Here is a 22660-nt window from a genome sequence, read left to right as displayed (position 1 = left end):
ATGAAGCGCGTTTCGATCCTGATCCTCCCCGCCCTGGTTTTGGCCGGCTGCGGCGACAGCAATACGGCGGGCAAGGGCGACGAGCCGAACGTCGACATTGCGATTGGCGGCGCTGACGGCGACGATGTTTCGGTCAAGGCCGACGAGAAGGGCGGCAGCGTGTCGATCAACGCCGACGGCGTATCGATCAAGGCCGACATTCCGGGTCTTGATGATCTGGATATCAAAAGCGATTTCGATATCGACGGCGTCAAACTTTACCCCGGCGCCAAAATCACCAGTTTCAAGCTGGGCGCCGACGCAAGCAAGCCCGAGGGTGAACAAGGCATCGTGCGCTTTGGCCTGAGCGCCCCGGCGGCGCCCGCTGTGGTGCTCGACTGGTATGCCAAGGCCTTTGCCGCCAAGGGCGTCGCCACCACGCTGAAAGGGTCGGCGCTGACCGGCACCTCCAAGGATGGCGATGATTTCACTTTCACCCTGACGCCCGACGGCACGGGGTCGAAGGGCGAGGTCAAGATCAGCGGCTAACCGCTGTTCCGCAGCGCGGTCGCGATCGCGTTGATCGTCAGCTGGATGCCCTCGGCGATCCGCGGGTCGGTTTCGCCCGCGCGGTGGCGTTTCATCAGTTCGATCTGCAGCAGGTTGAGCGGTTCGATATAGGGCAAGCGCAGCCGGATCGAGGCGTCAAGCGACGGCGATTTTTCCAGCAGATGCGTCTGGCCGGTCGCGGCGAGCAGCCCGTCGTGGGCGCGGTGCCAACCATCGCGGATACGCCCAAATATCGCCTCCCCGCCGTCCACATGCGCGGCCAGCTCGGCATAGCGCGCGGCGATACCCATGTCCGATTTGGCGAGCACCATTTCCATATTCGCCAAGGCTGACGCGAAGAAAGGCCATTCAGCCGCCATCGCGCGCAACAGGCCCTGGTCGGCAAAGCCCGTCAGCGCCGCGCCCATGCCATACCAGCCGGGCAGCATCGTGCGCGCCTGCGCCCAGCTGAACACCCACGGGATGGCGCGCAAATCCTCGATCGCGTCGCTCTTGGTGCGGCTCGGCGGGCGCGAGCCGATTTTTAACGTCGCAATTTCGGCAATCGGTGTCATCGCGCGGAAAAATTGGCGAAAGCCCGGCGTGTCGTACACGAGGCCGCGATAATCGGCGAAGGCTTGGCGTGACAAATCGTCCATCGCGGCGGCAAAGCGTTTTCCCGCGACCGACGACACCGGTGGTTCGAGGCAGGCAAGCAGGCTCGCTGAGACCATCGCTTCCAAATTGCGCGCCGCGCTGTCCTTGGTGCCGAACTTCGCCGCAATCACCTCGCCCTGTTCGGTAATCCGGATGCGGCCCTGCACCGTGCCGGCGGGCTGCGCGCGGATCGCGGCAAAGGCGCTGCCGCCGCCGCGCCCCACCGCGCCGCCGCGCCCGTGGAACAGCTGCATCCGCACGCCCGCCGCTTCGAACACCGGGGTCAGCGCCTTGGACGCCTGATGCAGCCCCCAGGTCGAGGTCAGATAACCGCCATCCTTGTTCGAATCCGAATAGCCAATCATCACTTCCTGATGCCCGCGCGCCTGCGTCACCGCAGCGATGGCGGGGAGCGCGAAATAAGCGGCCATGATCCCCGGCGCGGTATCGAGGTCGGCGATGGTTTCGAACAAGGGCACGACCATCAGCGCATCATCCGCGCCGGCATCGCGCCGCCACAGCCCCGCTTCGCGCGCCAGCACATGCACTTCCAAAAGGTCGGACAGGCTTTCGGCCTTGCTGATAATCCACTGGCGGATCACCCCTGGCCCCAATTCGGCGCGCAATTTGGCGGCGGTGTGGACGATGGCGAGCTCGCCCGCCGTTTCCTCGCTATATTGGTGCCATGCCGCGCCGAGCGGGCGGTCTTTCGTGAGCTCGTGGGTGAGCAATGCGACGCGCGCGTCCTCGTCCAGCGCGGCATAATCATCCTGCACCCCCGCGACGCGCAGCAGTTCGGCCAGCACGCGTTCGTGCACCGCGCTGTTCTGGCGCATGTCGAGCGTTGCGAGATGGAAACCGAAGACCTCGGCGCTGCGGATCAGGCGGCCGAGATCGCCGGGCCCCGCCAATATACCGTCACCCCCCGCCGCCAGACTGTGCGCAATGGCAACCAAATCGGCGCGCAAGGCGGTAGCGTCGGGATAGGGCGCCCCCACCAGCCGCGAGGGGCGCTGCGGTGGCTGGCCGGTCAGCGCGACATGCGTGGCGGCGAGGCGCGCATAAATACCCGCGAGCGCACGGCGATAGGGCTCGTCGCTGCGGCTGGCGCTGGTGTCGCCGCTCGCTTCGGCCAGCGCGAGCACCGCGTCCGACACGGGGGCAAGCCCCGCCGACACCGAAAATTCACCGCCCAGCGCGTGCACCGCATCAAGGTAGTGCGAAAGGATTGCCCCCGCCGCCGAGCGCGCGGCATAATCGAGCGTTTCCGCCGTGACGAAAGGATTGCCGTCGCGGTCGCCGCCGATCCAGCTGCCGACGCGCAGGAAGGGTGCGGGACGGTGGCCCAGCGCCGCTTCCCACCGCGCATAGAGCTGCGGCAGTACGGGGACGAAGACATCGCGCAAATAGGTGCGTGCATTGTCAATCTCGTCGGCCACCACGAGCTTTTCGGTGCGCAGCGGGCGCGTTTGCCACAAGAGCGCGACCTGCCGCCGGATCGCGACCTCGATATCATCGCCTTCCTCGCTTTGGGTATCGCCGCGATCGCGCGCGAGCATCAGCCGCGCGATGCGGTTTTTGTGGTCGAGCATCGATTTGCGCCGCACCTCGGTCGGGTGCGCGGTAAGGACGGGGACGATCAGCGCCGCTTCGACCAGCGCTTGCACGGCGGCGGCGTCAATGCCCTCACCTTCAAGTTTCGCCAGCGCCTCAGCCACGCTCGCCCCGGGTTCGGCAGCCACGCCCTGCCGGTCCTCTGCCAGATTGGCGAGCATCGAGAAGAGCATGAAACCGCGCACAAAGGCGATGGTGTCATCAAGGCCGAGCGCATCGAGCCCCGGATCAATCGCATCGGCCCCCGCCACCCCGCGATGCCGGTCGACGCTGGCGGAGCGGATATATTCGGTCTGGCGATAGAGTTTTTCGCCGCCATAGGCGCGGATGACATCGCCAAGGATGCGCCCAAGGTAGCGGATATCGGGGTTTTGCGTGATGGGGGCGCGGGTGTCGGACATGCGCCGCCCTTGTTGCGCCGCACCATCGGCGGGGTCAAGCAGGGGTTGGTTTCAGACGTAACCGCAGGCGTGCCTACGCCTCCAGTTCGACATCCCAATAGAGCCAGTCCATCCAGCTTTCGTGCAGATGGTTCGGCGGGAAGGCGCGGCCATTGTCCTGCAATTGCCAGCTCGTCGGGCGCCACGGCTGGCGATAGAGCGGCATATGCGCCTGCTGCGGCGTACGTCCGCCTTTTTTGAGGTTGCACGGCGCGCAGGCGGTCGACACATTTTCCCAGCTGGTCTTGCCGCCCAAGCGGCGCGGGACGACGTGGTCGAAAGTCAGATCCTTGGGCGACCCGCAATATTGGCACTGGAACCGGTCGCGCAGGAACAGGTTAAAGCGCGTGAACGCCGGATATTGCGACGGGCGCACATATTGTTTCAGTGCAATCACGCTGGGGATGGCCATTGTCCGCGTCGGCGAATGGATTTCGCGGGCATAGCTTTCGACGATGATGACACGATCCAGGAAAACCGCCTTGACCGCGGTCTGCCACGGCCACAGGCTTAAGGGATAATAGCTGAGCGGCGTATAGTCGGCGTTCAGCACCAGCGCAGGACAAGCATCGGGATGTCGGGTCAGTTCGGGATGGAACATGGTCGCTCGCGCTTCGCCCCCTGTCTATCTATCCTGCGCGTCCTGTGACGCGGCCTGATGACGGAGCCATTACAACGCGATGCGATTCATGACGTCAAGGGGGGAATTGCCACCAGATGTTGCATGATTCGTGCGAGCGAAACCCCGCATCTGGAATCGGTGCGGCACAAATGCTGACGCGTTTCGCCCCCAGCCCCAGCGGCCCGCTGCATCTGGGCCATGCCTATAGCGCGGTGCAGGCCGCGATGCTGGGCGGCACGATGGCGCTGCGCATCGACGATATCGATGGCACGCGCTCGCGCGCGGACTATGTCGATGCCGCGATTGCCGATCTGGCGTGGCTGGGGCTGGAATGGGTGCCGCCCCTGTGGCGACAGAGCGCGCATCTGGCGGCCTATGCTGCCGCGCTCGAACGGCTCGTTGCCATGGATCTTGCCTATCCCTGCTTCTGCACCCGCGCCGACATCGCTGCGAGCGTGGCCGCGCCGCACGGGCCGTCCGGGGTTATATATCCGGGCACGTGCCGCGCCTTGTCGGGCCAGCAACGCGCCGGACAGATGCGGACAAAGGCCTTTGCCTGGCGGCTTGATATGGCCCGCGCCGCGGCGGCGGCCGGACCGCTTCATGCCATCAACAATGGCGCCGCGACGACCTTTGACCCGCTGCCGCACGGTGATGTCGTGATTGCGCGCAAGGATGCGCCGGCCAGCTATCACCTCGCCAGCACCATCGACGATGCCGCGATGGGCATTGGCCTCGTGGTGCGCGGTGCCGATCTACTGGAGGCAACCGCTGTCCATTTGCTGCTGCAACGCCTGCTCGGCTTGCCGACGCCTGAATATCATCATCATGCGCTGGTGTGCGGCCCCGACGGGCGGCGGCTCGCCAAGCGCGACCGGCCCGCAACGCTCGCGGCGCTGCGTGCTGCAGGCGTGAACGGGGCGGAACTGGCCGCACGCTTGCGCGTTCAACAACTGCCTGCTGGATATTCGCTGGCGTTGGGGTAAAGAACCGACATGAACGCACTTCTCATCATCGGCGTGGTCGTCGCCGCAGCATTGGTGCTCGTGGCTTTGGGCCGCGGGCTGTTTCATTTCACGCAAAGCCACCAGGCTGAGATGAACGGCACGCTGAAAGAAAATCAGCTGATGCAGAACCGCATGATGATGGCACGCGTCAAATGGCAGGCCATCACCATCTTGCTGCTGATCCTGATCGGCATTTTCGCCGCCGCCGCCTGACCGGGCGTTCGGCATGGTCAAGCTCAACAAAATCTATACGCGCACCGGCGACGACGGCACCACTGGGTTGGTCGATGGATCGCGCGTGGCGAAGGATGACGCGTTGATGGCGGCGATCGGCGATGTCGATGAAGCCAACAGCCTGATCGGTTTTGCCATTTTGGCGCTGGCCGATGCCGAAATGGCCGCGCGGCTGACCCGCATCCAGAATGACCTGTTCGACCTTGGCGCCGACCTCGCCACCCCGGCTGACGACAGCGCCGATCCCTTTGCGCCGGGCGAGATGACGCTGCGCATCGTCGCATCGCAGGTCGCGCGGCTGGAAGACGAGATTGACACGATGAACGCGGGCATGCCGCCGCTGACCAGCTTCATTCTGCCCGGCGGCAGCGAGGGCGCGGCACGGCTGCACCTTGCCCGCACCGCGACGCGGCGCGCCGAACGCAGCGCCGTGGCGGCAGCAAGCGAACGCGCGCTCAACCCGGCAGCACTCGCCTATTTAAACCGCCTGTCCGACTGGCTGTTCGTGGCCTGCCGCGCCGCCAACGGCAATGGCGCGGGCGACGTGCTGTGGGTGCCGGGCGCGTCGCGCTGAAGGGAAATTTCGGGGGCTTGCATGAATATGATCGGCGTTATCGGCGCAGGGCAAATGGGCGCAGGTATTGCGCAGGTGAGTGCCGGTGCGGGCTATGCTGTGGTGCTCGGCGATGTCGATTTGGCGCGTGCCGAGGCGGGCAAGGCCGGGATTGGCAAGGCGCTGGACCGGCTGGTCGCCAAGGAAAAAATGACAGCCGGCGACGCTGATGCATTGCTGGCCCGCATCACCCCGGTCGCTGACCACGCCGCCTTTGCCCCGTGCGATCTGGTCATCGAAGCCGCGACCGAGCGCGAGGAAGTCAAGCGCGCGATTTTTGCCAGCGTTGGCACGCACCTGTCCGCCACCGCCATCCTTGCCACCAACACCAGCAGCATCCCCATCACCCGGCTGGCGCAGGCCGCGCCCGATCCGGCGCGCTTCATCGGCGTGCATTTCTTCAATCCGGTGCCGGTTATGGGGCTGATCGAGCTTATCCGCGGCCTCGCCACCAGCGGGGAAACGCTGGGCGCCGTCGAGGCCTTTGGGCGCAAATTGGGCAAGGAAATCGTCCATGCGCAGGACGCCCCCGGCTTCATCGTCAACCGCGTGCTGATGCCGATGATCAACGAGGCGGTGTTCGCGCTGGGCGAGGGCGTGGCCAGCATGCGCGACATTGACACCGCCTGCCGCCTCGGTCTCAACCACCCGATGGGGCCGCTGACGCTGGCCGATTTCATCGGGCTCGACACCTGCCTTGAAATCATCCGCGTGCTGTTCACGGGCACCGGCGATCCCAAATTCCGCCCCGCGCCGCTGCTGGTGCAATATGTCGAGGCAGGTTGGGTCGGGAAGAAAGCAGGACGCGGCTTTTACGACTGGACAGGACCCGAACCAGTGCCGACAAGATAAAGGGGAATCAGCGCTGTAGGAGCAAAGCACATGGCGAAGTGGATGATCGGCGCATTGTGCCTTGCAGTCGGGGCCGCCGCGCCCGCCGCCGCGCAGGAGGAAATCCTGAAAGACCCGATGGTCAAAGACGTGGGCAACACCGTGACCGAGCCATTCGATGGCAAGGAAATCCCGGCCAAACTCGCGTCCATTCAGGAAAATCCCTATGCGCTTGATGGCATGGCGAAATGCGCCGCGATTGCGACCGAAATTCGCGAGCTCGATGCCGTACTTGGCCCCGATGTCAACGAGACGGTCGAAAAGAGCCTCTCGGAAAAGCGCGAGGCGACCGCTGGGCGGCTGATCGGCTCGGCGGGCAAAAGCCTGATCCCCTTTAGCGGTATCGTCGGCGAGGTTAGCGGCGCCAATGCCGAACGCCGCCGCTATGCGCTCGCCGTGCAGGCCGGAACGGCGCGGCGCGGTTTCCTCAAAGGGGTCGGCCTGGCGCGCGGCTGCAAGGCTCCGGCGCGGCCGTGAAGGTGGTGGTCGGCCCGCCGCGCGCCTTTCGGGCCCATGTCCCCGATGCCGCCATCGCTGACCTTAAGGCGCGGTTGGCCAATACACGCTGGCCCGAGCGCGAGACCGTGGATGACTGGGATCAGGGTGTCCCGCTCGCCTATGCGCAGGAGCTCGCCACCACGTGGCAGCACGACTATGACTGGCGGCGGATTGAAGCGCGCCTCAACGCGCTGCCGCAATTCGTCGCGGACGTGGACGGGCTCGACATCCATTTCCTCCATATCCGTTCGGCCAATCCCGCCGCGCGCCCGCTGGTCCTGACGCACGGCTGGCCGGGGTCGGTGCTCGAATTTCTTGACGTCACGGCGTCACTGACAGATGCCTATCATCTTGTAATTCCATCGCTTCCGGGATTTGGATTCTCGGGCAAACCTGCGGTTGCCAAATGGTCGGTTGAGCATATTGCGGCCGCATGGAATGCGCTGATGGTCGCGCTCGGCTACCCGCGCTATTTCGCGCAAGGCGGCGACTGGGGCAGCGCGGTGACTTCGGCGCTGGGGGCGCACCATGCGGGCCATTGCGCCGGCATCCATATCAATATGGTGGTGGGCCAGCCCGACCCGGCGACGATGGCCGAGCTGACGCCGCAGGAGCAGGCCTATCTGGCGCGCTTTGGCTGGTATCAAACCAAGGACAATGGCTATTCGACGATCCAGGCAACGCGGCCGCAGACCATTGGCTATGCGCTGACCGATTCGCCGGTCGGGCAAATGTGCTGGATAGTCGAAAAGCTGCACGGCTGGACCGATTGCGGGCACGAACCCGGCGGCCAATCGGTTGGTGGGCATCCCGAGTGCGTGCTGACCCGCGACGCGATGCTCGACAATGTCAGCCTTTACTGGTTCACCGCCACCGCGGCCTCGTCCGCGCGGCTCTATTGGCACAGCTTCCGCAATTTCGCCGGCGCGCAAGTTGCCGTGCCCACGGGATGCAGCCTGTTTCCGGAGGAAATTTTCCGCCTGTCGCGCCGCTGGGCCGAGCGGCGCTATACCAACATCGTCCATTGGGGCGAACCCGAGCGAGGCGGGCACTTTGCGGCGTGGGAAGAGCCCGGAATCTTCGCCGGCGAGGTTAGGGCCGCACTGGCGCAGATGGACCTTTAGCGCGGGACCGCGACCGGCCGACAGATTTCCGGTGCTGAACGCACCACCGTGTTCCAGAGCACCTTGCTGCCCTTGGTGTGCAATCGCCAGCCAAAGCCATTTTCGTAGGCCGCGCCGCTGCCAGCACGGCAGCGGTCAAAATCCGCGTCTGTTTCGGCCTTCTCTCGTCAATAACCGCTGCGCACGCACAGCACATCGGCCAGATAGACGCGGCCACGCACCGTTTCCTGATGCGCCTTACCGCTGCCGTTCCAGCCGGTGGCGCGGCAGAAGGCATCGGCGTTGCGCTTCATGCACGCCGCCGTAGCGTTGCCGCCCGGACAGGATTCGACGCGATAGCCATTCATCGAAGGCTGGGTGTGGAATTGGGCAAAATTGCCGCGCACCGTCTGGTCGCGCGCCATTTCGCCGGGATAGCCGCCCCCGCCGCTGCCACCGCCACCGAGCAGGCGGATCGATTGCACCGTTATGCCGCGCCGCAGCGATCCCAGCATCGGTGTGTCGCGATCATAGGTGCGACACCGCCCGCGATAGTTGCGCTGTTCGCACAATTGCCACACGCCTGACTGGACGCGGATGGCGTTGACCTGCCAGGCGAGACCCATGTCGGGGTTGCTATCGCGCATGGCGACGGCAGGGCCGTTGTAACCCACATCGCGGTAGATCGTCGCTTCGGCCGGACGCCACATCTTGTCCTGCGCCACTGTCACCGCGACACCGCCGCCCAGTGCAAGCACAGCGCCGGCCACCAGTCCGACCTTCTTGAAACGTTGCATAACTCTCTCCCTTGCAGCGCTTGCGACTCCGGGATGTTTGTTATGGTTCAAATGGTAGCATGTTGCTCTGCGCCCGGAAAGCGGGCTTGGCCATGTCAGGGTTGCGTTGGCGCCGCGGCAGGCGCAGCGGGCGGCGCAGCGGGCGGCGCAGCGGGCGTCAGCGGCGCGGTGAAGCTCAAAATCAGCCCCGCCAATGTCGCCGACATCAGATTGGCCAGGCTGCCCGCCAGCAGCGCCTTCAGCCCCAGCCGCGCGATCATCGGGCGCTGGTTGGGGGCAAGGCCGCCGGTCACCGCCATCTGGATCGCGATCGAGCTGAAATTGGCAAAACCGCACAGTGCAAACGTACAGATGGCGACCGCAGCGGGCGACAATGTGCCCTGCATCGCGCTGAGTTCGATAAAGGCGACAAATTCGTTGAGCACGACCTTGGTGCCGAACAGCCCGCCAATTGCGCCGGTTTCCTCCCACGGCACGCCGACCAAATACATGACGGGCGCAAAGATAAAGCCCAGCGCGCTTTGGAACGACCAGCCCTCTTGCCCCAGCATATTGCCCAGCCCGCCAAGCAAGCCGTTGGCGAGCGCCACCAGCGCCACGAACGCCAGCACCATCGCGCCGACCGCGACCGCCAGCTTCACGCCGGTCTGCGCGCCCTGCGCCGCCGCCATGATGATGTTGGCGGGCTTTTCCTCGTCATGGCTGGCGTCGGGCATGATAATGGGTTCGATGCCGATGTCCTTGGGATCGTCGGGCATGATGATTTTTGCCATCAAAATACCCCCCGGCGCCGACATGAAGCTGGCCGCGAGCAGATAGGGCAATAATCGTTCGCCAATCATCCCGGCATAGGCGCCCAAAATCGTCCCCGCGACGCCCGCCATGCCGACACACATGATGGTGAACAGCTGCGGCGGGGTGAGGCCTGCCAGATAGGGCCGGATCACCAGCGGGCTTTCGCTTTGGCCCACGAAAATATTCGACGCCGCGCCCAGGCTTTCGACCTTGGTAATGCCGGTGATTTTCTGGATGCCGCCGCCGACCCATTTGATCACCAGCTGCATGATGCCCAGATAATAGAGGATCGAGATGAGCGAGGCGAAAAAGATGATGACGGGCAGCGCGGCGATGGCAAAGCTGTTGCCGCCCAATTCGGGCCCCGCGAGCGGGCCGAAGATGAAATCGGTGCCCGCCTTGGCATAACTCAAGAGGTTCGACACGCCGTCGGACATGCCCTGAATGATCGCACGCCCCCACGGCGTGCCCAGGACCAACAGGGCAAATCCCGCCTGCAACGCAAAGGCCGGGACGACGACGCGCAGCCGGATCCAGCGGCGGTTTGACGAAAACAGCACGGCAATCGCCAATATGGCAAGGATTCCGACCAGTCCTATCAGGCTTTGCATGAAGCTGTTTTTCCCCCAAAGTGCGTCGGGCCGGTTTAGCCGCTGAATGGCCGCTGGCAACCCTTGCGCCATGCCCGGCGTTGAGAGGGAAGGTAGCGCCGCAGCATGGGAGGCCGCGATGGCAGCAATCAAGACAGCGACCAAATCGGCCGGTGCCGATGAAAAGGCTGCGAAAGCCAAGGGTATCGCCAAGGCCATTGCGGTTGCGCCCACCCGCGCGGCGCGCATCGGCAGCACGCCCGCGACCAAATTTCGCGGCGACCCCGCAATCTTCGGCCAACTGGTCGAGGATCATGACCGCCACCGCGCGCTGCTCGCCATGATCGCGGACAGCGGCGCGGGCAGCAAGGATCGCACCCGCCTGTTCAAGGAGCTGAACCGCGAGCTCAAGGCACATGCCGCCGCCGAGGAGCAGGCCCTGTGGTCGAGCGTGCTGCGCAACCCCAAGACCACCGATGACGGCCGCCACGCGGTCGCCGAGCATAAGCAGATTGACGACATGCTCGCCGATCTTGCTGCACGCGACATGGGCAAGAAAGGCTGGCTGAAGCGCTTCGAGGCGCTCAAGGACAAATATCTCCATCACATCCGCGAGGAAGAGCAGGAACAGTTTGTCGCCGCCGAAAAGACGCTGACCGACGCCGACAAGCGCTACATGCTGCGCGTCTTCAAAGCTCGCAAACGCGCCGAAAAGGTAACGGCGCAGCTGGACAAGAAAATTCGCCTTAAATAAGTTGCTTGGCGATGCGGGGGCCATCCCCGCAGCCGGAGAGCAATGGATATGGTCAGGCAGTTGGGGACGGTGCTCGGGCGTCTGGTGATGGGTGCAGCCCTGCTGCTTGCCAACCCTGTGGCGGCGCAAGAGACCGCATCCCCGAAACCCGCAGCCACCGAGAAACTGCCCGCCAGCGCTTTTGCCAAATTGCCATTTATCGAACGGCCGCGCCTGTCGCCCGATGGCACGCACATCGCCGGTTTGCTCGGGGTCAGTGGCGAACAGCGGCTGGCAATCATGCCGGTGCTGGGAGATCGCAGCGCTGGCCGGATGATTGCCTTACCCGAGCTGACCGAAGTCGGCGAACTGCGCTGGGTCAATGATAACTATGTGATCGTCCAGCTCTACGCGCTGATGCCGGTCGCCGGGGACAACTGGTATGTGACGCGCTATATCGGCGTGGAGCGCGCGACGGGAAAGCCAACCCGCCTGCTGTGGGATCTGGCGGGCCAGTCCGCCGACCTCATCTGGGTACCGCACGATGGGTCAACCGAAGTGCTGATTGCGGCGCAGAGCTCGATTTACGCCGATGGGTACTGGCCCTCCGTGTATCGCGTCGATGTTGCCTCCGGCAAAAAGCGGATGGTGGAGGCCGGGCGCGTCAATATCTTCGCATGGGGCGCCGATCGGCTGGGGCGGGTGCGCTACGCGATCAGCTATCGCGACACCTCGACGCGCTCGAACTTGCTCTATCGCGGCGAAAATGGCGGGCCGATGCGCATCGCCGGGCGGGCCAGCCTGCGTGATGAAGAGCGACTGACCATACCGCTTGAATTCGTCGATGGTGGTGACAATGCTTGGGTTTTCGCCGAAACGCCAGCGGGCGAAGATGCGGTGGCCGAAGTCGATATGCTGACCGGGGAGCAGAAGAAACTGCTCTTCACATCTGCCAAGGGCAATATCGCCGGCATTTTGACCTCACGCGACGGCCGCCGTTTGCTTGGGGTGCTCGATTCCGATCCCGATGTGCCGATGCATTGGCTTGACCCGGTCTTGGCCGCGCATCAAAAAGCGCTCAGCGCGCGGTCCCCCGCCGCGCGGGTGGACATTAGCGACCTGAGCGCTGACCAGACCAAAATGCTGTTGCGCATCAGCACGCCCGACAATCCGGGGCTGTTGTTCTTTTTCGATGCGACCAAGGGCGAAATGGCGCGGCTCGCCGCCATGAACGATGTGATTGGGGGCAAGCGGCTGTCGCGCGCCAAGCTCGTCCGCTACAAGGCGCGCGACGGGCTGGAAATTGAAGCGGTGCTGACCTTGCCGCGCGGGCGAGCAGCGAAGGCGCTTCCCTTCATCGTCATGCCGCACGGCGGGCCCTGGGCGCAGGACACGCTGACCTATGACTATTGGGCGCAATATCTGGCCGAACAGGGCTATGGCGTGATCCAGCCCAATTTTCGCGGCTCGACCGGCTATGGCGAGGCCTTTGTGGAAAAGGCGCATGGCCAGATCGGCCTTGCCATGCAGGACGATCTGACCGACGCGCTCAATTGGGCGGTGGCCGAAGGGCTGGCCGACGCGCAACGCGTCTGCATCGTTGGCGCCTCCTACGGCGGCTATGCCGCCATGTGGGGATTGGCCAAGGACCCGGACCTCTATCGCTGCGCCGTTTCCATCGCGGGTGTGTCAAACCTGCGCAAGGAAGCCTCCGACTTTGGCAACTCGTCGCGCGAAAATCTGTACCGCAGCCAATGGGCGAAGATGAGCAATGACTTTTCCGCTGTGTCACCCATCTATGCCGTCGATCGCATCACGGCCCCGTTGCTGCTGATCCACGGCAAGCGCGATGTGACCGTCGACCACCGTCAGTCCGAGAAGATGCACGCCGCAATGCGCAAGGCCGGCAAATCATCGGAATTTCTGTCGCTGCCGCTCGCCGACCATTATTTCACGCGTGAGGCCGACCGGCTGGCACTGCTCGAGGCGATGGGAGCGTTCTTGCGCAAGCATAATCCGCCCGACTGAGCGGCTGCTGGGATGCCGATCGGGTAACTTCACCAATTCAGGACAAGTTTTTTCGCTGCGCCGCAGCAGGCGATGATGATCCTGGGCTTTGGCCTGGTCGGCGGCGCACTGCGCAACCGCAAGGCGGGCGTGACCACCAAGGTCGCTTACGCCTGAGCATCGGTCTGGCAATGCATTGCAAAAGGGGGCTGGCGACAGCCCCCTTTTTCGTTTGCACCGCGCGGATGTTGCCAAGTCCAAGCAAATGGCGATAAGCGCTGGTGATGACTGATACCGCCGCTCCGCCGCACCCGCGCGGCATTTCCCCTTCGCTCCTTCTCTTTTCCGTCGTGTATGGCGGGCTGGTGGTCGTTGCCGGGGTGCTCGGGGTCAAAATTGTCGCCATCGGGCCGTTGACGGTTGAGGCGGGGATTTTCGCCTTCCTCCAGCTCGTTGTGCTGTCGAGCGCGGTCAATGAACTCCATGGTCCTGCGGCGGCCAACCGGCTGGTGCGCTTCGGCTTTATTCCGCTGATCCTGTCGGCGCTGCTGATCCAGCTGGTCATCGCGCTGCCAGCGGCGGGCTTCTGGGACAAGCAGTCGGAATATCAGCTGATCCTGGCGCAAGGGTCGCGGCTGATGGCAGCGGGCCTGATCAGCTATGGCATTTCGCAGACATTGAACGTCTATATTTTTGACCGGCTGCGCAGCGGCACCGGCAAGATGGTGTGGCTGCGCGGCGGGATTGCGGCGGTCGTCAGCCAGCTGGTTGATACCACCTTGTTCATCACCATCGCCTTTGCCGGGGTCGAGGGTTATGATCTGCCCCAGCTTCTGATCGGCGCGCTGACCGCCAAGATTTTCCTGTCGATCATCATGGTCCCGCTGTTCGTGCAGCTCGCCGTCGCGCTCGGCCGCTGGGTGGACGCGCGCTTCCAATGACCGCCACCGATCCACGCATGGCCGAACTGCTCGCCAAGGCGGAAACTTTGGTCGAGGCGCTGCCATATCTCCAGCGCTATGCCGGCCAGACTTTCGTGGTCAAATATGGCGGCCATGCCATGGGGAATCCCGAGCGCCAGCGTGATTTTGCCGAGGATGTCGTGCTGCTGCGCGCCGTCGGCATCAATCCGGTGGTCGTCCACGGCGGCGGGCCGCAAATCGGCAAGATGCTGGCGCGGCTGGGGGTCGAATCGCAGTTTGTCGGCGGCCTGCGCGTTACCGATGCGGAAACCGCCAGCGTCGCCGAAATGGTGCTGGGCGCGATCAGCAAGGATATTGTCAGCTGGATTGCCGAAGCGGGCGGGCGCGCGGTTGGCCTGTCGGGCAAGGATGCGGGGCTGGTCATTGCCGAAAAGGTCGGGCGCGACGCCAATCCGCAGATCGGCGTCGAACGCCATGTTGACCTCGGCTTTGTCGGCGAACCCGCGCGGGTCGACCGGCGCGTGATCGATACGCTGATTGCCGCCGACATCATCCCGGTGATTGCGCCCATCGGCATTGGCAGCGACGGCCACACCTATAATATCAACGCCGACACTATGGCAGGCGCGGTCGCGGCGGCACTGGGCGCGGCGCGTTTGTTTCTGCTGACCGATGTCGCCGGCGTGCTCGACAAAGCGGGCGCACTGCTCACCGACCTCGATCCGCCGCGCATTGCCGAGCTGATGGCCGATGGTACGATTTCCGGCGGAATGATCCCCAAGCTCGACACCTGCACCGCCGCGGTCGAGGGCGGGGTCGATGCCGCCGTCATCCTCGACGGGCGCGTGGCCCACGCCATGCTGATCGAAATTTTCACGGCAAGGGGTGCCGGAACGCTGATAAGGCGTTAAGAGGCGGCAACATCCCTTTTTCGGCGAGTTTTCCCGTGCTCCTGATGCTTCTGCAAATCATCGATATCCTGCTCACCGTTGCCTGGTGGTTCATTATCATTCAGGCAATCTTATCGTGGCTGATCGCGTTCAATGTCATCAACACCACCAACCCCTTTGTCGCGCAGATTTGGATGACGCTCGACCGCATTTGCGAGCCGCTCTACCGCCCCTTCCGCCGCATCATGCCCGATTTCGGCGGGCTTGATCTGACCCCGATGATTGTCTTGATCATCATCATCATTTTGCAGGGGCCGGTGCTGGGGTATTTTTACCGCTTTGCGGCGCTGAATTCGCTCTGATGGCGGCAATGCCGCCCGCTACGCTGATCGACGGCAAGGCCTTTGCTGCCGGTTTGCGTGCGCGCGTTGCGGCAGCGGCAGCGAATTTTGCTGCGCAGACCGGGCGTTCCCCCGGCCTTGCCGTCGTTCTGGTCGGCGAAGATCCCGCCAGCCAGGTCTATGTAAAGAGCAAGGGCAAGGCGGTCGCCGAAGCGGGCATGGCGGGGTGGGAGCATCGCCTGCCCGCCGATAGCGATGCCGCGACGTTGCTGACGCTGATCGACAGCCTCAACGCCGATGCAGGCGTGGACGGCATCCTCGTCCAGCTACCGCTCCCTGCGCATCTTGATGACAAGGCGGTGCTCGACCGCATCGACCCCGCCAAGGACGTTGACGGTTTCCACGTCGTCAACGCCGGCCGTCTCGCCGTCGGCCTGCCCGCGCTGGTGCCGTGCACGCCCTTGGGATGCCTGATGTTGCTCAAAGAACAGCTGGGCGACCTGAGCGGGTTGGAGGCCGTCATCATCGGGCGATCGAACATTGTCGGAAAGCCGATGGCGCAGCTGCTGCTGAACGAAAGCTGCACCGTCACCATCGCGCACAGCCGCACCAAAGACCTGCCGCAAGTCGTGCGCCGCGCCGACATTGTGGTTGCCGCCGTCGGACGGCCCGAAATGGTGCGGCAAAGCTGGATCAAACCCGGCGGATGCGTCATCGATGTCGGCATCAACCGCGTCCCCGCCGCCGAACCCGGCAAGACGCGCCTTGTCGGCGACGTCGCCTTTGCCGAAGTCAGCGCGATTGCCGGGGCGATCACCCCTGTGCCCGGCGGCGTCGGGCCAATGACTATCGCCTGCCTGCTGCGCAACACCATCGTTGCCGCGCACCGCCGCGCCAGCTTGCCCGAACCGGAGGGATTATAATGCGCCGAGTTGCACTGACCGGACTGATCCTGCTGGCGCTGGCGGGGTGCGTCAGCCCACAGACGCGCGCCGAACGCAATCGACCCTTGGCGGCCAACCCGAGCGCCATCATCGCCGCCGAGCTCGCCTTCAACCGGCTGGCGCAGGACAAGGGCATGATCGCCGCCTTCCGCGAAACCGCGCATAAGGATGCCGTCATGTTCGTGCCGCAACGCGTGCGCGCGCTTGACTGGCTGAAGACCGGCAACCTCGGCAGCGGCATCAGCTGGGCGCCGCACGCGGTGTACACCAGCTGCGATGGCAGCGCGGGCGCGACCACCGGCGGCTGGACCGGCCCGGGCGGCAGCTCTGGCTATTTCACGACGGTGTGGCTCCGCGAGCGCGACGGCAGCTTCAAATGGGTGCTCGATCACGGTGTGCCGCTGGCCGGCACCCCGCGCGAGGCCCCCGAATTTATCGAAGGAAAGCAGGCGGTCTGCGGGTCGCGTCCCGCCGTCGGCATCGAAGCCGGGGCCGAGGGCGAGGATCTGTCGATCGGCCTTGCCGCCGACCAGACGCTAAGTTGGCGCAGCCTGGTCCGCCGCGACGGATCGCGCCGGATTACCGTGCGTATGTGGGATGGAAGTGCGATGCAGCCGGTTATCGACGATGACGTCGCGGCAGCAGCGGCAAAATAGGGCGCGCGCCAGATGCTCGACCTCTTCTTCTCGGCCTTTATCACGCTGTTCGTGGTCATCGACCCGCCCGGCTGCGCGCCGATTTACGCCAGCCTGACCCACGGCGCGAGCGCGGCGCAGCGGCGCAACATGGCCATCCGCGCGGTCCTTGTCGCGGGCGTCATCCTCGTCATTTTCGCACTGTTCGGCGAACAATTGTTGGGCGCGTTGCATATCGAGCTCGACAGTTTCCGCATCGCCGGGGGCATCATGCTGTTCGTTATCGCCATCGACATGGTGTTCGAAAAGCGCACCCAGCGGCGCGAGGAGCGCGCCCAGAAGATCATCGACACGCCCGAGACCGAGGATGTGTCGATCTTCCCGATGGCGATGCCGATGATCGCCGGCCCCGGCTCGATCGCGTCGATCATGCTGCTGGTGTCGCAGAATGAAGGGCTCGACCGCGCCCTCATTGTGCTGGCAGCGCTGGGCTCGGTTCTTGCCGTGACGCTGGCGGCGCTCGTCGCGGCAGGCCCGCTGATGCGCGTGCTCGGCGAAAAGACCGAGGCGGTCATCACCCGCCTGCTCGGCGTGCTCCTCGCCGCGCTCGCCGCGCAATTCGTCATCGACGGCCTGCGCGGCAGTTTCGGGTTAGTCTAGGCGCTTCGCCACCGCCGCCTTCAAATCCGTCTGCGCCCTTGGCCCGATTTGCGCGATAATCACCCCTGCGCATACCGCACCGCTGATCAGACAGCGTTCCATGCTTTCCCCGCGTGCCAGCCCCGACAGGAAGCCGGCCGCGAACAGATCGCCTGCGCCGGTCGTATCAACCACCGCATGCACCGGCTCGGCGCCGACAGTCGTGCGCACGCCATCGGCCACTGCAATTGCCCCGTGTTCGCCGCGCGTTACGACCAGCAGCGGCACCAGCGGCGCGATGGCCGCGACCGCCGCTTCGAAATCCTGCGTCTGCGCCAGTGCGCAAATTTCGGTTTCGTTGGCGAACAATATGTCGAACAGCCCTTCGGCCAGCAGCGCGCGGAAATCGTCACCGTGGCGATCGATGATGAAAGCGTCGGACAAGGTGAAGGCGACCTTGCGCCCCGCCCCACGCGCCACGTCAATCGCGCGCCGCATCGCCGCGCGCGACAATTCGGGATCCCAGAGATAGCCTTCGAGGTACAGGATCGCCGCGTCGGCAATCATGCCCTCGTCGATCATTTTCTGCTCGAGCAAATGGCTCGCGCCCAGAAAAGTGTTCATCGTGCGCTGGCCATCGGGGGTGACGAGGATCAAACAGCGCGCGGTCGGCGCGCCTGCGCTCAATGGCGGGGTGGTATATTCGACGCCGGTGGCGGTGAGATCGTGGGTGAACACCGCGCCCAGCTGGTCATCGGCGACCTGCCCGATGAAGCCGCAATTGTGCCCCAGCGCGGCCATCCCCGCGAGCGTGTTCGCCGCCGATCCGCCCGACATTTCGACCGCCGGGCCCATCGCCGCATAGAGCCGCTCGGCCTCGCCCGCATCGATCAGCCGCATCGACCCCTTGGTCAGCCCCTCGGCGACAATCAGCGCGTCGGCGGCACGGGCGATAACGTCGACGATGGCGTTGCCGATGGCGACAACGTCGAGGCGGGCGGGGTTGGTCATACGCAGGCTGGCTTTCGCTGAGAGGGGGTTTGGCGCGCCCTAGGCGGCAGCGGCACCTTGCGCAAGTCCGGCCCGCCGTGGCACAGCAGCGCGATGATTTTGCGCGCCTTCACTCTGTCGCTGCGCCAGCTGGGTGATGCGCGCACCTTTCGCCTCGTCGCGGCGGTGGCGGCGCTGTCGTTGCTGGTCTTTGCGCTGCTGGGTGCGGGGCTGTGGGCGTTGCTCGACGGGTGGCTGCTGCCGCGCTGGTTTCCCGAGGCAGAGGGTTTTTCCGCGCTGGTCGCCGCCGGCCTGACGGTCTTGCTGGGCTGGTTCCTGTTCCGGGCGGTGGCAATGGCGGTGATGGGTCTGTTCACCGACGGGATCGTCGAAAGCGTCGAGGAAGATCATTATCCCGCCGCCGCCGCGCGCGCGACGCCCGTCACCTTCACGCGCGGCGTGCGCATGGGGCTGCGTTCGGCCCGGCGGGCGGTCGGCTGGAATCTGGTCGCGGCGCCCTTTTACCTGCTTCTGCTGGTCACTGGCGTCGGCACGCTGGCGCTGGTGCTGATCGTCAATATGCTCGTGCTGGGCCGCGATCTGGAAGCGATGGTGCTGGCGCGCCACCCGGGCATGCCGCCGCTGTCCGCGCGCGACCGCAATCTGATGGGGCTCGCGGCATCGGCGCTGTTCGTCATCCCCGTGGTCAATCTGCTCGCCCCGGTGCTGGGCGCGGCGATGGCGGTGCATCTGCTGCATGGGCGGCAAGCTGGCTAAGCGCCCAGAGCGCCGCCTCCGCCACCACCGGGTCGCTGTCGTAACGCAGCCGTTCCAACGCAGGCACAAACCCCGCATCGCCGCTGTTTCCCGCCGCAATCGCTGCGTTGCGCACCATTCGTGCGCGGCCGATGCGCTTGATCGGCGATCCAGCGAACACGGCGCGAAAGCCCGCGTCGTCGAGCGCCAGCAGGTCGGCCAGCGCGGGCGCCGCTAGCTCGGCGCGCGGCAGAAAGGCGCGGTGGCGCGCCGCTGTATCGGCAAATTTGTTCCACGGGCACACCGCCAGACAATCGTCGCAGCCATAAACGCGGTTGCCGATGCCGGCGCGCAGTTCCTCAGGGATCGCTCCCTTATGCTCGATGGTCAGGTAGGAAATGCAGCGCCGCGCATCGAGCCGGTAGGGCGCTGGGAAGGCATCCGTCGGACAGGCGCGCTGGCACGCATCGCACGAACCACAGCGATCGCGCCCCGCCAGCGACGGCGGCAGCGCCAGCGTCGTGTAAATCGCCCCCAGAAACAGCCAGCTGCCATGGTCGCGGCTGACCAGGTTCGTATGCTTACCCTGCCACCCCAGCCCGGCGGCTTCCGCGAGCGGCTTTTCCATCACCGGCGCGGTGTCGACAAACACCTTCACCGCAGCCTCGGGGGCCAGCGCAACCAGCTCGCGCGCGACGGCTTTGAGCGCGCGTTTGACCACGTCGTGATAATCGGCCCCCTGCGCATAGACCGAAATCCGCCCGCGCGAAGGCTGCTCCGCCAGCGCCAACGGGTCGGTGGCGGGGGCATAGCTCATCCCCAGCATAATCACCGATTGGACCTCGGCCCACAGCCCCGCCGGGCTGCCGCGCTCGTCGGCACGGCTTTCCATCCACAGCATCTCGCCATGGCAGCCGTCGGCGAGCCATTGGCGCAGCCGCCCCTGCGTCTGCGGTGCGGCAGCGGCGGCGGCGATGCCAAAGGCGACAAAGCCGTGCGCGCGCGCCGCGTCGGCCAGCTGCGTCGCCAGATGGTCAGCGGTTGGAGACAGTTGGCGCATTAACTTCGCTGTCATTCCTGCCCTTTAGGCGATACGGCCCATTATTGGTCGTTTTTCTTTGCAACGGAAAATCATGCCGCAGGATATCGTGGTCGAGGCTGACAGCCTCATCAAAATCTATGGCGATCATGTCGCGGTGAACGGCGTCAGCCTGGCTGTCGCGCAGGGCAGCATTTACGGTGTGCTCGGCCCCAACGGCGCGGGCAAGACAACCACGCTGCGCATGCTTTTGGGCATCATCGACCCCGATGGCGGGACGCGTCGGCTGTTCGGCAACCCGCGCCCCGCCAGCGTGCGCGCACGCATCGGCTATCTGCCCGAGGAACGCGGACTCTATCCGGGGATGAAAACCACCGAGGCGATCGCCTTCATGGGTGCGTTGCGCGGGCTTGACTGGACCGAAGGGCGGCGGCGCGGCGGCGCGATGATGGAGGAGCTGGGCCTCGCGCGCGTCATCGACGCCAAAATCCGCAAACTGTCCAAGGGCATGGCGCAGATGGTCCAGTTGATCGGTGCCATCGTCCACCAGCCCGAACTGATCGTCCTCGACGAACCTTTTTCGGGGCTCGACCCGGTGAATCAGGAACGCCTCGAAGCGCTCGTCCACCGTGAACGCGCGCGCGGCGCGACGGTGCTGTTCTCCACCCACGTCATGGCGCACGCCGAGCGCTTGTGCGACCGGCTCGCCATCATCGCGCGCTCCGAGCGCCGCTTCGAAGGCACCGTCGATGATGCGCGCGCCCTGCTCCCCATGCAGGTGCGCTATACCCCGCGCGATGGCGCCGATCCGGCCGCCGTTGCGGCGATGCTGCCCGCAGACGCGCAGCCGGTCCACGACCAATGGCGCTTTGCGATTGCCGCCGACGCGGTCGAACCTTTGCTCGTGCGCCTGACTGGCAGCGGGCTGGGCGTGGCGGGCCTCGCCATTGCGCGGCCGGCGCTGCACGATGCTTTTGTCCATATCGTGCGCCAGTGCGAGCCCGACTATGTCGACGCCGAAGCCAACAATAGCGATGATTCGGCGGAGGAAGCAGCATGAACGCCTTTCTGCGCACCATGTTCGTGATCGCACGGCGCGATTTCCTGTCGATTGTCGCGACGCCGACCTTTCTGCTCTTCCTGCTGGCGCCGCTGTTCATGCTGGCGATGGGGTTGGTCGGCGGGGCGGGCGCGGCGGGCCTTGCCGATGCCAACCGCGCGACGGGACGCATTGTCGTGCTCGCGGCCGAGGACCATGTTGCCGTGCTGCGCGACACCGATGCGCGGCTACGCAGTGCCACGGGACGCTTTGCCGCGCCCATGCTTGAGGTGCGCAGCGTCGATCAAACCCCCGATGCCGCCGCTATCCGCGCCGTATTTGCGGAAAGCGGGAGCGATACGCTGGCGGTGATGGCAGGGCCGCTGGGCAACCCGGAAATCTGGGAGCGCGAACGCGGCGCGCTGTCCGGGCGCTACCTCGCGCTGCTCGCGGAGCAGGCGCTCACGGCACGCGATCTGGGGGCCAACGCACCGCGCAGCATCGCCACCTTTGCCCAGCTCGGCACCAGTGGGCCCAGCAATGCGCTGCGCCAGACCTTGGGCTTTGGCGCGGTGTTCGTGCTGTTTTTCCTGACGCTGCTCCTCGCCGGGCAGACGGTCAGCAGCCTGGCCGAGGAAAAGAGCAACAAGGTGATCGAAATCCTGGCCGCCGCCGCGCCGCTGGAGGCGGTGTTCATCGGCAAGCTGATCGGCTTTCTGGGCGTCGCGCTCTTGTTCATCAGCTTCTGGGTCGGGCTCGGCGCGGTCGCCGCGCTGGTCGCGGCGGGCACCATGGCGGCCCCCGCCGCCGCCAACGCCAGCGCCGCCGCAACGTTGCTCGCCGCCGCACCCGCCACTGGCTGGGGCTTTTTCATTGCCATCGGCTTTGCCTATTTCGTGCTCGCCTTCCTGCTGCTTGGCGCGATTTTCCTCGGCGTCGGGTCGCAAGCCGCCACCGTGCGCGAAATCCAGATGCTGTCGCTGCCCATCACCATTTTCCAGGTTGGCATGTTCGGCCTTGCTTCGGCGGCGTCGAGCACGCCGGGCAGCCCGCTCGCCCGCGTGGCCGAGGCCTTTCCCTTCTCCTCGCCCTTCGCCATGGCGGCGCGGGCCGCGACCGACCCCGACCGGACCATCCATTTTGCCGCCTTGGGCTGGCAGCTCTTGTGGTTGACGATTGTGGTGTGGCTTGCGGCGCGCTTGTTCCGCTCGGGTGTACTCAGCGGGCGCAACTGGTCGCTGCGGCGGCGGGCGCGGCGTTGACATCGCTGTAAATAGTGGCATTCTGCAACCGAATTTCCGCACCGACGGAAAATTGCGCAAGGAACTCCCGATC

Annotated in this window: 24 protein-coding genes; 18 read left to right on the top strand and 6 right to left on the bottom strand. The window is 65.2% G+C overall.

Going from position 1 to position 22660, the window contains the following annotated elements; translation table 11 throughout:
- The gene (locus AC2TC0_RS02650) at positions 1 to 528 is read left to right on the top strand and encodes a hypothetical protein (protein ID WP_484715934.1); all 528 of its coding nucleotides are present in this window, start codon (positions 1 to 3) and stop codon (positions 526 to 528) included.
- Here AC2TC0_RS02650 and ppc read toward each other — a convergent pair.
- Together ppc and AC2TC0_RS02640 are read right to left on the bottom strand one after the other, a co-directional pair.
- Positions 525 to 3200 carry a phosphoenolpyruvate carboxylase gene (gene ppc / locus AC2TC0_RS02645; protein ID WP_484715933.1) on the bottom strand — a complete coding sequence of 892 codons (2676 nt, stop codon included), beginning with the start codon at positions 3198 to 3200 and terminating at the stop codon, positions 525 to 527. The two genes, AC2TC0_RS02650 and ppc, sit on opposite strands and share 4 nt — an antisense overlap.
- A 73-nt stretch (positions 3201 to 3273) precedes the next feature.
- Positions 3274 to 3840, bottom strand: a complete 567-nt coding sequence (locus AC2TC0_RS02640) for an HNH endonuclease (protein WP_484715932.1) — start codon at positions 3838 to 3840, stop codon at positions 3274 to 3276.
- 170 nt (positions 3841 to 4010) lie between these two features.
- Between AC2TC0_RS02640 and gluQRS the strand changes: the two genes are divergently transcribed.
- Genes gluQRS through AC2TC0_RS02610 form a run of 6 tightly spaced genes read left to right on the top strand, consistent with a single transcriptional unit; the run spans position 4011 to position 8228 of the window.
- Entirely contained in the window at positions 4011 to 4847 is an 837-nt protein-coding gene (gene gluQRS, locus AC2TC0_RS02635) for a tRNA glutamyl-Q(34) synthetase GluQRS (protein WP_484715931.1), read from the top strand.
- Between the two features lie 9 nt (positions 4848 to 4856).
- The gene (locus AC2TC0_RS02630; RefSeq protein WP_484715930.1) at positions 4857 to 5081 is read left to right on the top strand and encodes an HIG1 domain-containing protein; all 225 of its coding nucleotides are present in this window, start codon (positions 4857 to 4859) and stop codon (positions 5079 to 5081) included.
- Positions 5082 to 5094: 13 nt separating this feature from the next.
- Positions 5095 to 5676, top strand: a complete 582-nt coding sequence (locus tag AC2TC0_RS02625) for a cob(I)yrinic acid a,c-diamide adenosyltransferase (RefSeq protein ID WP_484715929.1) — start codon at positions 5095 to 5097, stop codon at positions 5674 to 5676.
- 21 nt (positions 5677 to 5697) lie between these two features.
- Positions 5698 to 6567: a 3-hydroxyacyl-CoA dehydrogenase NAD-binding domain-containing protein gene (locus tag AC2TC0_RS02620; protein WP_484715928.1), complete on the top strand. Its 870-nt coding sequence runs from the start codon at positions 5698 to 5700 to the stop codon at positions 6565 to 6567.
- 30 nt (positions 6568 to 6597) lie between these two features.
- A complete protein-coding gene (locus AC2TC0_RS02615; RefSeq protein ID WP_484715927.1) occupies positions 6598 to 7083 on the top strand; it encodes a hypothetical protein in 486 nt (161 codons plus the stop codon).
- On the top strand, positions 7080 to 8228 hold the full coding sequence (locus AC2TC0_RS02610) for an epoxide hydrolase family protein (RefSeq protein ID WP_484715926.1): 1149 nt from the start codon (positions 7080 to 7082) through the stop codon (positions 8226 to 8228). The genes AC2TC0_RS02615 and AC2TC0_RS02610 overlap by 4 nt, the downstream gene beginning before the upstream one ends.
- Before the next feature lie 167 nt (positions 8229 to 8395).
- On the opposite strand, the gene AC2TC0_RS02605 is transcribed toward AC2TC0_RS02610, so the two are convergent.
- Together AC2TC0_RS02605 and AC2TC0_RS02600 are read right to left on the bottom strand one after the other, a co-directional pair.
- On the bottom strand, positions 8396 to 9004 hold the full coding sequence (locus tag AC2TC0_RS02605) for a beta/gamma crystallin-related protein (protein WP_484715925.1): 609 nt from the start codon (positions 9002 to 9004) through the stop codon (positions 8396 to 8398).
- Positions 9005 to 9099: 95 nt separating this feature from the next.
- Positions 9100 to 10410 carry a NupC/NupG family nucleoside CNT transporter gene (locus AC2TC0_RS02600; RefSeq protein WP_484716466.1) on the bottom strand — a complete coding sequence of 437 codons (1311 nt, stop codon included), beginning with the start codon at positions 10408 to 10410 and terminating at the stop codon, positions 9100 to 9102.
- Positions 10411 to 10528: 118 nt separating this feature from the next.
- On the opposite strand from AC2TC0_RS02600, the gene AC2TC0_RS02595 reads away from it, so the two are divergent.
- The 8 genes from AC2TC0_RS02595 to AC2TC0_RS02560 all read left to right on the top strand — a co-directional run bounded on the left by AC2TC0_RS02595 (position 10529) and on the right by AC2TC0_RS02560 (position 17522).
- Positions 10529 to 11143, top strand: a complete 615-nt coding sequence (locus AC2TC0_RS02595; protein ID WP_484715924.1) for a hemerythrin domain-containing protein — start codon at positions 10529 to 10531, stop codon at positions 11141 to 11143.
- Between the two features lie 42 nt (positions 11144 to 11185).
- On the top strand, positions 11186 to 13150 hold the full coding sequence (locus AC2TC0_RS02590; RefSeq protein WP_484715923.1) for an alpha/beta hydrolase family protein: 1965 nt from the start codon (positions 11186 to 11188) through the stop codon (positions 13148 to 13150).
- 263 nt (positions 13151 to 13413) lie between these two features.
- Positions 13414 to 14070, top strand: a complete 657-nt coding sequence (locus AC2TC0_RS02585) for a queuosine precursor transporter (protein WP_484715922.1) — start codon at positions 13414 to 13416, stop codon at positions 14068 to 14070.
- A complete protein-coding gene (argB, locus tag AC2TC0_RS02580) occupies positions 14067 to 14963 on the top strand; it encodes an acetylglutamate kinase (protein WP_484715921.1) in 897 nt (298 codons plus the stop codon). The genes AC2TC0_RS02585 and argB overlap by 4 nt, the downstream gene beginning before the upstream one ends.
- Positions 14964 to 15007: 44 nt before the next feature.
- A complete protein-coding gene (locus tag AC2TC0_RS02575; RefSeq protein ID WP_484715920.1) occupies positions 15008 to 15304 on the top strand; it encodes a YggT family protein in 297 nt (98 codons plus the stop codon).
- A gap of 8 nt (positions 15305 to 15312) precedes the next feature.
- Complete coding sequence (folD, locus tag AC2TC0_RS02570; protein ID WP_484716465.1) at positions 15313 to 16206, top strand: bifunctional methylenetetrahydrofolate dehydrogenase/methenyltetrahydrofolate cyclohydrolase FolD; 894 nt, start codon at positions 15313 to 15315, stop codon at positions 16204 to 16206.
- Positions 16206 to 16883: a hypothetical protein gene (locus AC2TC0_RS02565; RefSeq protein ID WP_484715919.1), complete on the top strand. Its 678-nt coding sequence runs from the start codon at positions 16206 to 16208 to the stop codon at positions 16881 to 16883. The genes folD and AC2TC0_RS02565 overlap by 1 nt, the downstream gene beginning before the upstream one ends.
- Positions 16884 to 16895: 12 nt before the next feature.
- Positions 16896 to 17522 (top strand): MarC family protein, encoded by a 627-nt coding sequence (locus AC2TC0_RS02560; RefSeq protein ID WP_484715918.1) that lies wholly within the window; start codon positions 16896 to 16898, stop codon positions 17520 to 17522.
- On the opposite strand, the gene AC2TC0_RS02555 is transcribed toward AC2TC0_RS02560, so the two are convergent.
- On the bottom strand, positions 17514 to 18512 hold the full coding sequence (locus AC2TC0_RS02555; protein WP_484715917.1) for an adenosine kinase: 999 nt from the start codon (positions 18510 to 18512) through the stop codon (positions 17514 to 17516). The genes AC2TC0_RS02560 and AC2TC0_RS02555 overlap by 9 nt on opposite strands.
- A 93-nt stretch (positions 18513 to 18605) precedes the next feature.
- Here AC2TC0_RS02555 and AC2TC0_RS02550 point away from each other — a divergent pair, with 93 nt between their 5' ends.
- On the top strand, positions 18606 to 19268 hold the full coding sequence (locus AC2TC0_RS02550; RefSeq protein WP_484715916.1) for an EI24 domain-containing protein: 663 nt from the start codon (positions 18606 to 18608) through the stop codon (positions 19266 to 19268).
- On the opposite strand, the gene queG is transcribed toward AC2TC0_RS02550, so the two are convergent.
- Positions 19198 to 20307 carry a tRNA epoxyqueuosine(34) reductase QueG gene (queG, locus tag AC2TC0_RS02545; protein ID WP_484715915.1) on the bottom strand — a complete coding sequence of 370 codons (1110 nt, stop codon included), beginning with the start codon at positions 20305 to 20307 and terminating at the stop codon, positions 19198 to 19200. The genes AC2TC0_RS02550 and queG overlap by 71 nt on opposite strands.
- A gap of 73 nt (positions 20308 to 20380) precedes the next feature.
- Here queG and AC2TC0_RS02540 point away from each other — a divergent pair, with 73 nt between their 5' ends.
- Entirely contained in the window at positions 20381 to 21346 is a 966-nt protein-coding gene (locus AC2TC0_RS02540; RefSeq protein WP_484715914.1) for an ABC transporter ATP-binding protein, read from the top strand.
- A complete protein-coding gene (locus AC2TC0_RS02535) occupies positions 21343 to 22587 on the top strand; it encodes an ABC transporter permease (RefSeq protein ID WP_484715913.1) in 1245 nt (414 codons plus the stop codon). Before AC2TC0_RS02540 ends, AC2TC0_RS02535 begins: the two co-directional genes overlap by 4 nt.
- Positions 22588 to 22660: the final 73 nt, after the last annotated feature.

This window comes from Sphingopyxis sp. sgz302558 (assembly GCF_057220455.1).
This window is presented reverse-complemented; position numbering and strand designations above follow the sequence as displayed.